Origin of the sequence: Candidatus Tisiphia endosymbiont of Hybos culiciformis (assembly GCF_964030975.1) — a bacterium.
Taxonomy (GTDB): Bacteria; Pseudomonadota; Alphaproteobacteria; order Rickettsiales; family Rickettsiaceae; genus Tisiphia.
Map to the genome: position 1 here is coordinate 1,814,805 of NZ_CAXIQH010000001.1, position 11,697 is coordinate 1,826,501.

General features: G+C 35.2%; 11 protein-coding genes. 7 read left to right on the forward strand and 4 right to left on the reverse strand.

What is annotated here, in order from left to right:
* Positions 1–42: 42 nt before the first annotated feature.
* The 5 genes from ACQH2P_RS09830 to ACQH2P_RS09850 all read left to right on the forward strand — a co-directional run bounded on the left by ACQH2P_RS09830 (position 43) and on the right by ACQH2P_RS09850 (position 7,953).
* Positions 43–690: a Panacea domain-containing protein gene (locus tag ACQH2P_RS09830; RefSeq protein ID WP_425363413.1), complete on the forward strand. Its 648-nt coding sequence runs from the start codon at positions 43–45 to the stop codon at positions 688–690.
* Complete coding sequence (locus ACQH2P_RS09835; protein ID WP_425363414.1) at positions 683–931, forward strand: Txe/YoeB family addiction module toxin; 249 nt, start codon at positions 683–685, stop codon at positions 929–931. The genes ACQH2P_RS09830 and ACQH2P_RS09835 overlap by 8 nt, the downstream gene beginning before the upstream one ends.
* Positions 932–1,193: 262 nt before the next feature.
* Positions 1,194–1,757, forward strand: coding sequence for a hypothetical protein (locus ACQH2P_RS09840; RefSeq protein WP_425363930.1), 564 nt, complete (start codon positions 1,194–1,196; stop codon positions 1,755–1,757).
* A gap of 30 nt (positions 1,758–1,787) precedes the next feature.
* Complete coding sequence (locus tag ACQH2P_RS09845; protein ID WP_425363931.1) at positions 1,788–3,932, forward strand: hypothetical protein; 2,145 nt, start codon at positions 1,788–1,790, stop codon at positions 3,930–3,932.
* Between the two features lie 4 nt (positions 3,933–3,936).
* Positions 3,937–7,953, forward strand: coding sequence for a hypothetical protein (locus ACQH2P_RS09850; RefSeq protein ID WP_425363932.1), 4,017 nt, complete (start codon positions 3,937–3,939; stop codon positions 7,951–7,953).
* A gap of 317 nt (positions 7,954–8,270) precedes the next feature.
* On the opposite strand, the gene ACQH2P_RS09855 is transcribed toward ACQH2P_RS09850, so the two are convergent.
* The gene (locus tag ACQH2P_RS09855) at positions 8,271–8,996 is read right to left on the reverse strand and encodes a tetratricopeptide repeat protein (RefSeq protein ID WP_425363933.1); all 726 of its coding nucleotides are present in this window, start codon (positions 8,994–8,996) and stop codon (positions 8,271–8,273) included.
* A gap of 66 nt (positions 8,997–9,062) precedes the next feature.
* Between ACQH2P_RS09855 and ACQH2P_RS09860 the strand changes: the two genes are divergently transcribed.
* Positions 9,063–9,452 carry a hypothetical protein gene (locus tag ACQH2P_RS09860; RefSeq protein WP_425362660.1) on the forward strand — a complete coding sequence of 130 codons (390 nt, stop codon included), beginning with the start codon at positions 9,063–9,065 and terminating at the stop codon, positions 9,450–9,452.
* Complete coding sequence (tnpB, locus tag ACQH2P_RS09865; RefSeq protein WP_425362591.1) at positions 9,440–9,793, forward strand: IS66 family insertion sequence element accessory protein TnpB; 354 nt, start codon at positions 9,440–9,442, stop codon at positions 9,791–9,793. Before ACQH2P_RS09860 ends, tnpB begins: the two co-directional genes overlap by 13 nt.
* Here the strand turns inward: tnpB and ACQH2P_RS09870 are convergent.
* The 3 genes from ACQH2P_RS09870 to ACQH2P_RS09880 are packed head-to-tail and all read right to left on the reverse strand — an operon-like array spanning position 9,790 to position 11,435.
* Entirely contained in the window at positions 9,790–10,899 is a 1,110-nt protein-coding gene (locus tag ACQH2P_RS09870; RefSeq protein WP_425362670.1) for an IS66 family transposase, read from the reverse strand. The two genes, tnpB and ACQH2P_RS09870, sit on opposite strands and share 4 nt — an antisense overlap.
* A gap of 38 nt (positions 10,900–10,937) precedes the next feature.
* Complete coding sequence (locus tag ACQH2P_RS09875; protein WP_425363969.1) at positions 10,938–11,171, reverse strand: hypothetical protein; 234 nt, start codon at positions 11,169–11,171, stop codon at positions 10,938–10,940.
* Between the two features lie 30 nt (positions 11,172–11,201).
* The gene (locus ACQH2P_RS09880; RefSeq protein WP_425362589.1) at positions 11,202–11,435 is read right to left on the reverse strand and encodes a hypothetical protein; all 234 of its coding nucleotides are present in this window, start codon (positions 11,433–11,435) and stop codon (positions 11,202–11,204) included.
* Positions 11,436–11,697: the final 262 nt, after the last annotated feature.

Sequence of the window (11,697 nt, forward strand, 5' to 3'; positions counted from 1 at the left end):
GGTAAGGGGTCTAGATTCTGTGAACAAAATTTAAGAATAGTTATGAATAAAAAACAAAGAGACAAGATACTTAGTTGTTTGGATATAGCTAATTATTTTTTAGTTTTAGTAGATAGAAAAGCTGGCGATACCATAACCCAGCTAAAGCTACAAAAACTAATATATTTTGCCCAAGGAATAAGTCTTGCTTTATTTGATAGACCGCTTTTTACAGAAGAGATTGAAGCATGGAAACATGGACCAGTGACACGAGCTTTACGTTTAACATTTGGTAATTTTGAAGCTGATGGCATTCCTTCGCCTGGAGAAATAGATTTTGATATTTATAGTAAAAATCAGAAAGAATTAATTTATAAAGTCTATTCTTTTTATGGTGAGCATACAGCTGCGTATTTACGTAATTTAACACATACACATTCTATTTGGTGTGAAGCTATTATACGCCAAAATAAAATTATTACGAAAGAAGAAATGTGTAAGTTCTTTAAAACTGATGTAATAAAGGATATTAAAGATTATCTTTTATCAATTTCAAAAGAAGATATTGTTCAAATAGAAAATGCTGAAGATCAATGGTGGATGAATTATGACAGTGGAGTTCCTGCAGAAGATATTACAGAACAGCTTTTAAAAGCAAAAAAAGAATTACAAGAAAAAAGGGGGGAAATTGAGAGTTATCTGCTTGTCTAATGAAGCACTTGAGCAAAGACGATTCTGGCAGTGTACAAATCCTAAAATAGACAAACGAATTCAGAAATTGCTAGATAATATTCTCCTAACACCATATGACGGGATAGGAAAGCCTGAGCCTTTAAAACATAAATTAAGCGGTTTTTGGTCTAGAAGAATAGATCATGAGCATAGATTGATATATTCTTTTAATGATGAAACGCAAATTATCCAGATAGAGAGCTGTAAAGGGCATTATTAGGTTCTTATATCATAATTTAAAGATATAAGAACCTAGAAATAATAGGTTAGAAGATTAACAGAATGCCATTACATACCTAAGTTCTCCAGTCCACTTTATCCTCGCTAGATAAGTACTAATCGGATAATGCCCTAATTCCCCGAAAGAATCGACTGCCAAAAGCAGATTTTTCAGCACATTACACAACTAATACTAGCTATAGTGTAACATATTTTTGCAACAAATTAAATAGCGAAAATTTTTTTAAAGGTAAAAAATAGTAATGTTTGATCTTCTAAATTTTTTCTCGAGTGGAGCTAGTATATTTGCTACAGGTAGCTCTTTATTTAATACTTACGCCCAGTTAAGAAGTAATAAAGAGAAAACCAAGCAGTCCTTATATGAGCAGCAGCATTTATTGAGACAACAACAGGAGAATGTCAGGTTTGACCGTCAACAACTAATAGAAAGAACGGCTGAATATGGGGCAATATCGAGTTATCACGTTGATATGCTGAGGCAAGAGCAGTTATATAATCGCCAGCAGTTGGGCTATAATATCCTGAAAACTGGTATTGGTATAACTGGCACTGACTCAGCTGGCTTATTACTACGGCATATGGCTTATATGGATGAGATGAAGGCAAGAAGCGTAGAAGCTGAACATTTTCACCAAAGACCAAGATCAAACTTAAACACAGCAATGATTGATTTAAATAAGGAAGCAATTAACCGTAATATTAGTTCGATCAAGTCAGCTTCGCCTTGGCAGAATCTTGGTACAATTTCAAAAGGTGTATTTGATCTTGCTAAAATATCAAGAATTAATGAAGGTACAGACAAGTAAAAGGAAAGTAATAAAAAGTGACCAAATAAGATGAAATGGCAAGTTATAGCAGGAATAAGTCAGCAAATTAATGAAGAAGCTAAAGGTTATTTGATACGTAAACTTGAGAAAGATGCCAGCGTAGAAATGCCAAATTTATGGGCAGACTTTATTAAAGATACCACTACGCACTTGCATCAATCACAGAGTAATATTGAGGTAGCTAGCGATAACAAAAGTGGTGGTTTTGGTTGTTTAACGCAATTTGATGAATTGCATCCGGATTATCTAGAAAATAACAAACCGTTCATCGAGTATTTTTTAGGCAAGTATGATAAGCGAGCTGTAGATTATCTACAGCAAGCCAAGAACCCACTAACCAGGCGTATGTTGCAAGCCAAGATTAATGACTACCGAATATCTTTAGTTGGGCAAATAAGTCATACAGAAGCTAAACTGATTGATGGTAAACGTCACCATTTAGCAATTGAAGCTATCGAAAAGTTTAAGATTGCTACTTATGATAACCCTGAGTTTTATAGTAGTAATTTACAAGATAGCATAATAGCTATTAGCTCTTTATCATTACTGCCGCAAGAAAAAGAACAAATGCTGATTAATGCCAGGCAAGCTTTGGCATTTGCTGCAGCACTAGGCACTTTAAAACATTCGCCGGATGCTATATTAAATCCCAATATAAAAGCTGAATGGAAAGAAGATTTATCGCTTGAACAGAGGATAAAGCTAGAGGGGCAAGCAAATAATCTAATACATCATCAGCAATTATTGAGACAACATCAACTTAGTTCGCTTATCGATGCCCATTTGGCTAGTCTCCTAGCTACTGGCAAAGGTATTGATGGCATTGAAAATTTACTACAAGCCAGCTTTAATGCTGGTGATCCGCGATTACTGCAATTCAGAACCCAAGAAGCTTTATATAAGCAGGCTTTTATTATCTCAGAACAAATAAAACGCCTACCATTTAATCAAGGTCAGGAAATATTACAACAAATTGCCCCAAAGGGCGGAGATAGTGATTATAACAATAAAGAGAGAATATATCATATTTTAACCGAGCAGTTTAACAAACAGCTAAAATTGGCTCAAACAGACCCAGCTGGGATGGTTGAGGAAATGTATGCCGATGAAATACCTAAAGACATGCCATTGTTTCAACGTTTATTGCTTAGGAAACAATTGCAAGAGCAAAAAGGCATCCCTAGTTACGATCAGAAATATTTAATGAACAAAGAACGTGATGAGTATTCAAAAAAGATTGGGAGTAAGGATGTTAACCAAATTCAACAAACCACCGATGGTATAATTAGTCTGCGAGGTGATGACGGGAGCGGTGAGCAATATGGCTTGGAAATAATGGATGAAATCTTAAGGGGTAATGGAGATTTAGAGTGTCTGACTCAATTCTATGCTGAGAGTAGGCTATATAATCGTAAGACAGCGTCAGCCTTTATACAGATGATCGCATTAGTTAACGAGCTATCAGTAAAAAGTCAGCCATTATTTATCAGTCATGAGACTACAGAATTTAACAAAGAAATTGAAAATAATGGTATATTCAAGCAATGGGGTAAGGATTTAGCTAAAACTGATATTCAAAACGAGACAGAGATTAACCAAACACGGCAAGCCATAAAATATTTAGCTAAATACTACCAACGTACTGAAGATTTATCAATTGCCAAAGCAGTAAAAAAAGCAACCACCAAATTAATTAGTGAGGTCGATATGCGAATAGATAGTAAGAATCTGCAAATACCCCGTCAGGTGGTAGCACAACGTATGATTCATGATTTAAATTCTGATAACATAGAGGCTAGTTTAGTAGAGATACAACTTGCTATTATTAACGGTAGTATAGCTTGTGATTATGGGACTATCGTAGCTGAGGGTAATGGTAGAAATATTATAGATAATATTAATGACCCAACAGGACAATATACCGCTGCTGCAAAAGTACGAGAATCTTTACAACAAGGTAAATGGAAATTAACGTCTGACAAAAAGAGTGTCTATTATACTTTTCCTACCAAAGATGGTCGGTATTTGCCGGTTGTAGCAAAGGATGGTAACATACTAAAATTTGATTTGCTAGAGCTAAATAACCCTAAAGCTTTAGAGCAACAAAAGCAAAGATTATTACAAACTATCTCTGAATATCCACAATATGATTAGTACGATGGAAAATGATGACAGCTTAAATAGTTACTCAGGTTATCGGGCAAATAGCAAACCAATTCACCCGCGTTACTATTCTACCTTATTACCGGAGCGTATATCTTATAATAGTGTCTTTGATTTGTTAGGTAGTAGTAAATGGGATGTTTGGCGAGCAGTTAGCCGGCAAGCTTATGCAGATAGTCCAAGCCTATCAACCTTATGGCGATCTTTTAACCCACAACATATTATTGATCCTGAGTTCCAGGATATTGCTGAATATTCTGAGAATTATAATAACAAATTAACCAAAGAAGATTTTGAGCAAAAATATAGTGACTCAGGTTTAAAATACGACCCTAATTTTACTGAAGCACTAGTAGAAGATATTTTAGAGAGGAAAAAGCAGCGAGAGATTAATGAGATTATCATTGCTGCAGGTAAAGGCGGATTAGTTGAAGCTATTGGCAAATTTGGAGCTGAGATAGTATTTGGCAATTTGTCGGTAATTAACATTGCTGCTAGCTTTGTTCCTATTGGTGGGCAAGCAAGATGGGCGGCAGCTGCTTTAAAATATGGCAGACTTCCAACAACATTAGCTAAGGGTTTTGTCGGTGGTGCTGTAGGTCAGACAGCTATCGAACCATTTCTTTATAATGAGCGACTTACTGAACAAAGACCTTATGACTTGTCGGATAGTTTGATTAATATTATAGAAAGTGGTTTATTTGGTACAACTTTGCACGGTCTTGGTTATTCGGCTAAATATTTGCGGGACAAGTTGTACTTACATTCAAATAAGCTACGTCCTGAGATTGAGACCTTACATCCGATAGTTGATAGTCAGTTAAAAGAGAATATTGATATTGTACTAAAAGAGACATCTCCTCAAGAGAGGATAATAGGAACTGGGCAAGTTGATAGTCAAATACCAACAAGTGCCAATGCCAATATTGAAAACAGTTCTTTATCAAGGTTAGCTGAATTACAAGCAAAGAAGCTACAATTAATTACGGCAGCCGAGCAACAATATCCTTTATATTCTGTCCAGCAGAGGAAAATAGCAGAATTACAACAACATATGCATGATCAGTTTGGTACTAATGGCAAGATTGAGCAAGTACCAAAATGGTTCTTGGATATTTTACTAGAGGAAGAAGGCAAATTACAACAATTATATCAGGAGCATATTAATAATCCGGAGTTTCAGGAATATTTGACAGCAGTAAAACAATTAGATCAGCAAATTATCAATAATTTACGACATCAGCAATGGGAGGCTAAAGGCTATGATTTATCGCCTGAGGATTTATATATAGCAAGAAAGCAGCTAGAGGAAGGCAAGCATATAAATCTTGAGAATCCACAAGAAGCTGAATCTTTTTACCATGGTGATGATGAGAAGTTTGATGCTAGCAATGCTGCTCCCAATCTACAAGAGCATCTAGCTTCCTTAGAAGTTGACATAGCCCATCTACCTGAACAACAAAAGGTTACTTATCAAGCAGAAGCCATCAAGCAAGATGTTATTTACCAACGAACCGAAGAAATCTTACGCAAGGTTAAGCAAGGGGCAGACCCTTCAGAACTAGAGGAGTTATTTAAGACTCTAAGTCTCATCGAGCCACAATTAGTGGATGAGCTAAAAACTATCCATAAAGAGTTTGTCGGACAGGAAAGATTAGATTTGCTAGAGAGAGACAAAAAAATAGATATGTTCATTGATGATTTTAAGAAGGAGTACTTTGTAAAAAAAAGAAATAATGCCCTAAACTTAATCAAGATGGCGGCCATAGAGAGATTTGTTAGAAATCATACTAATAAGGTTGCTGCGATAAAAGAATATTTACGGCAAGTTGATTTACGACAAGAAACTACTGCCAAAGAGCTGTTATTTGGTCTTACAAGAGATTTAGAGAAAGCTGGTGTGATACACGAGTTTGGCGATATCAATTACCAGGATGCAATAATACAGGAATTATGGAATATCAGCCATTCTAATAAAAAGCCGACTGGTAGTGAGAGGGCAATGTTACTCGCTCAAATAATTAATAAATGGCAAATAATTGCCATCAATAGAGCTAATCTAGCAGGTGGTTATACAATACCGCTAGAAGGTTATATTACTAAACAAGAGCATAATAGTCTTAAACTTCGAGAAGCGGGTTATGAGCCATGGTTGAAATTTATCTATCCGCTACTTGATCACCAGAAAATTGCTAAACTAAATGACAAAATAGATTATAAGGCAATATTTAATAATCTTGCCAGTAGCATTCATTTAAAAGACACTGACCAATATTTAAATATAGCATTTACTCACATTAAAGGTAGTAACGTAGCTGATGTGGTGTCAGCTAGTAGGAAACTACATTTTAAATCGCCAGAAGCTTGGTTAACATATCAGAAGGAGTTTGGTAATTACGTAGAAAATGACTTTGTTGACAAGCTCATTAGCCCTCTAATTAAAAGCCGATCTTTTATCGCTGATTCAGTAGTTAGTAACCTTAACATACTAGGTCGGAGCATCGGGATGATGGAGAGTGTGGGTTGTAATCCTGAGTTAATGCTGCAATCGATCAAAGGTACTTTTATCAGGGAGCTACAAGAGTTAGCCATTAAAGACCCAGCTATTTTAAAGCAATTAGCAATACTGAGTAATCCAAACAGTTTTGTCAATCAGTTAGACCTAATGCTAGGAGTTAAGCCACAAATACCGTCAGTTGATCGTATCCTTGGAGCTTATCGCTCTTGGAAATGTATGGCAAATCTTGGCAAAGTGGTACTTTCTTCAATACCTGATATGATAAGTTTTGTCAGTGAGTTACAAAATAATGGCATACCTCTAATGAAATCTTATGTGAATATATTGCAAGTGGCAATAACTGGCTTTAATGGTGAAAAGAAAAAAGAACTTGCTAGTTTGCTTGGTGTGGCTGTAGATTCACTACTTGGTCATAGTCATTCTCGTTTTGCAGGAGAATACCCAGTATCTGGGGGCGTATTTAAACTTACCAATGCATTTTTTAAACTAAATTTTATGGAATGGTGGGATAATGCTTGGAAATCTACAATGGGTAATTTGTTATCGCATAATTTAGCATCACAAGTCAATAAGCCCTTTAATTCGCTATATCATAATTTACAGATTTTGCTTAATAGATACGGCATTAATGAAAGTAACTGGCATCTTTTTCAGCATTTAGTGCAGCAAATAGAGAATAAACCATATTTAATACCCGATATGGCACTACTACCTGATCATTTACTAGACCAACATTTACAACAACAAAGTGGTAATAGTATAATCAGCCCTATTAATAGGGATAGACTCAAGCATGATTTGACCAATAATTTACGAAGATATTTACTTGACCGGGTTGATACAGCTGTTGCCACTCCCCACACTGCTGAAATAAATGCTGTATCATTTGGCAATTTAGGCATTAATGCAGGCTCGCCAGCTGCCGCGGTGATTAAGTGTATAATGCAGTTTAAAACTTTTGCCTATACTTACATCACTAGACCGTTAAAATCAGTAACCATCGATCAAATACCAACCCATCAACAAGTAGGTAGTGGCAATTTATTGGATTTAGGAACATGGAAGGATATTGCTAAATCAATGAGAAACCCAACTAGTATTAAAATGTTGTTTCAGTTATTACCGGGTTCCATAGGGCTTGGTTACCTATCAATCAATGCTAAAAGGTTATTTGACGGGAAAGAATGGATTGCCCCAAATGAAGAAGGAGTATTTATGGCATCCTTATTACAGGGTGGTGGTCTTGGATTATTTGGAGATTTTTTCTTTAATGAGTATGATAGTTATAATAATCTGCTTAAAGCTTTAGCAGGAACTATGGGTAGTGATATCATTGATTTTGGCACAATAGTTACTTTAATCAAAAATGGTGAGGTGGATAAGGCAGAAGAGTTGCTTAAGAAATCCCTTCAAAGAAACATCCCAGGTCGTAATTTATTCTACCTACAGCCGGCTTTATGCGGTTTCCATGACTGCCATAGCTTGAATTGGTGATGTGTGATGCAAAAATATCACAACAACGAAAAAGTATCATTCTTAGTAATGGCACTATAGTGAAACACATTGAATTAGATGACAAAAACATAGCAATAATTCAAATAATTGGTTAGGTTCTAGATAGCCTCTCCGTCATTGCGAGGAAGCCACTTCAGTGGTGACGAAGCAATCCAAAAGATTAGGCATGGGAAAGGTAATATATTAGATTGCTTCGTCGATTTTTATGGTCTCCTCGCAATGACGTAGTTTGATACACCGACTTAACCGTACAGCTATAACTAGGATGACAAGCAGCAAAACTGCTCCGCAATCTTTTAGCAGTACAAATCACATTTTAAAACTACATCGCCAAGTAGATTTTTGGTAAATTCTTCATTTACCAGGTCATAATTATAAAAATCATGTTCCTCTCCTCTGGTGATAAAATCTTGTCCCTGAGCAGTAGCATTAACCATAATATTACCAATTTTCTTTAAAGCCGCAGCCTTAAAATTTTCATCCTGACTTAGGCTGAATGCGTGGTGATAACATCTTTTGGCTTGCTCAAATAAACCTGCAGACTCAAAATACTCAGCCTGCTTTAGCTTTATATCGGGATTTCTTTTATCTTGTTTTAACCATGCTTTAAAACATTCTTCTATACTCAATTCATTATTAACTACTTTATAGCAATCAATTGCCTTAGCATATTTACCCTTGTTAAAAAGTAGCTGTCCGAGTTTATCATATATGTCTGGTAAATGGCTATTGGCTTCGATAGCTTTTACATAATAAACCAATGCAGCTTCATTGGCATCATCCTTCTCTGCGATACTAGCTAAGCAACTATAGGCTATAGCCTTAAGATTCTTGCAGGCAGGAGAATCTTGGTAATTTTTCAGATATTTTATAGCTTCATGATAATAATTTGAGTCAGATTGCTTCTCATCAATAGGCAAACTACTAACTTGATACTCAAGATTTTCTGTTACTTTAGTATGGCAAGTTGTTATTAACTCAGCAATCTTTGTATGATCAGGTAATTCGTATACTTGCAGCAAAACTGCATAACTCTATCTAATTTTTTTGTTAGTATAAAATTTATTTTATAAATTTGGGTTCCTACTATGCAAATACCATCAATTACTATTGAGCAAGTAGCTCAGCAATTTAAAGCCTGGCGTCAAACTAAAACTAACAAGTTTGATCCCATACCAAACCATCTAAAGGAATTAGTTCGCCAGCTACTCCATCACTATTCTTGCAAAGATATAGCCAAACATCTCAATATTAATAAAACAATAATTAGTTCAATTCAACGTATACTTGCAGCAAAACTGCAACAAGATATTAATTTCCTTCCATTTCAACTAGTAAATTCTATAGATACTGATCCTGTGGCTACTCCCAAACAAAATTACTACACTTGCCACATTATTAAACCAAATGGTACCAAGCTTATTATCCAAACATTGGATCCAAAAATCATAATTCAGACATTTCTATGCTGCAACTAACCCCTCAGTCAGTTATTTTTGTTGCCACTATTGCCATCGACTTTCGTAAGGGTATCGATGGTTTAATAGCTGTTTGCAGACAAAAACTTTCTTCCAACCCTCTTAATGGTTCCTTGTTTTTATTCTATAATAAAAACAGAACTGCCATTAAAATTTTGTCCTTTGATGGTCAAGGCTTTTGGTTATGCTCTAAACGCCTATCCAAAGGTAAATTTACGGCAAAACTTTCCCCATCTGATAATTCATCTTATCAGATTTGTTATAGAACCTTACACATTCTTATTCATAATGGTGATCCTAGTTCTGCCAAACTCTCTAATGATTGGCTTCCTGTCATTTAAGCTGCCGTCTCGATTAATTCCGTATTATTTATATATCTTGCATAGGCAAAAGGCGTATAATTCGTAGGATGCTTCTTTGCTTTGCTGCTCTGCTCTTGCAGCCAATTTAAATATTTAAAGGCATTGATCTCGTTCTCACTACAAGTCTTTACTATACTATACAGACCACTATGTATCTCAGCACTATTGATTGTTTTAAAGAATAATGAATTCTTCCTTTGTAAAATAATGGTACGTAGTGACCTCTCAGCCCAATTATTATCAAGACTGCTAACTGGAATTTTCAAAAATTGCGTCAAACCTTCTTTATTATTTAACCAATATTTCATAGCTTGCCCAAACCTACTATTAGGCTCAACTTTCTTGTCGTTAAATAATTCGTCTATTTTGTTATATATGTTTTCTATATATTTACTGCTATGTTCCTGATGGTACTTCAGCTTTTCCTCAAGGCTCATCTCTTTACATTGATGTTCATTATGGTAAATCCCACCAGTCTGTTTGAGAAAATATCCGCATTCTTCAGGGTAATATGGTTCATTCTCTGTAAATTTTCTCTGCCCATGTGACAAACAATTGATCATCACTATTATTGCCAGTAATTCTTTATCTGCTTCTGATAATACCGGGTTATTATTGTTACTTGCATCAGTCATTAAATGAATAGAATCAGTCCTATTCTTACGATTCTTTAGTACGTTACCAATATTTTCCCCGCCATGCTTATTACCGGTAAAATATAAAACTATCACCTCATTATTTGTAGTTTTAGCACATATAGTAGTGGTATAACAGCTGCGTCCTTTCTTATTTTGAGTACGTAATTTTTTATTGGCTACAGTAATTTCTAAAATCCTGGCTCTAGTATCATCAAGGTTCAGTGAACTACATTCGGCAGCCATTTCCAATAATACCCTGTAAATTTCAGCTCCACCACCTTCTTGCCAAACATCTAAATATTGTTGCCACAACGAGCTATGGGATACAGGAACCCCGCTTAAACTTTGCAACCTAGATAAACGATAGAAGGGAGTACCGTAGGTCTTTTGTAACACTATTGCACTTTTGCTACTATTTGTCCATTTGTTGATATTTTTATTGTTCATAACTGTATAATCGCAAGCATTACAGCGTAACGTTTTCTTTACATATCTGTTGACTGTAATTGGAGCATTACCTGTAAATTGTAGCAATTTTCTAGCTTCACTATTATAGAGTTTACCATTATCACAGTGAGGACAGCTATCACCACTACAAAAATTCTCAGGAGATAAATAGCTGGTATTCGCATCCTGATAATCATCAAATCCATATTTACCTTGCCAATTACTGCGATCTCTATTCTTGGACTCATCGTACTCTTCTTCATTACCACCATTCTTATTATCAGATTCACTCGGTGGTTCTTTTAATGAATCTGAACTATCTTTTTTTTGTTATCTGCCTTAAAACCAATCATCATCTCCTTAAGCTTATTTATACTGATGTTTGATGATGCTAGCTTGTCTATTAGTTCGTTACAAAATTTCACAAGTTCTATCACCGCTTGCTGATCATCTCCTGTTAATGAACTTGCCTTAATATGTTGTATTAGTTCTTCTCGTTCCTCAGCACTTAAGGTCGCTACTTTTGGCTTTTTCATTTTGATTCATTCATTACGTTTAATAATTGAAATGTTATAGTATAACTGATAGTTTTTCAACCAGTTTTTTTACTAATCGGTGATATTTGCATAGTAGGAACCCAAATTTATAAAATAAATTCATACTACCAAAAAAATTTAATAGAGTTATGCAGTTTTGCTGCAAGTATACGCTTCATGATAATAATTTGAGTCAGATTGCTTCTCATCAATAGGCAAACTACTAACTTGATACTCAAGATTTTCTGTTACTTTAGTATGG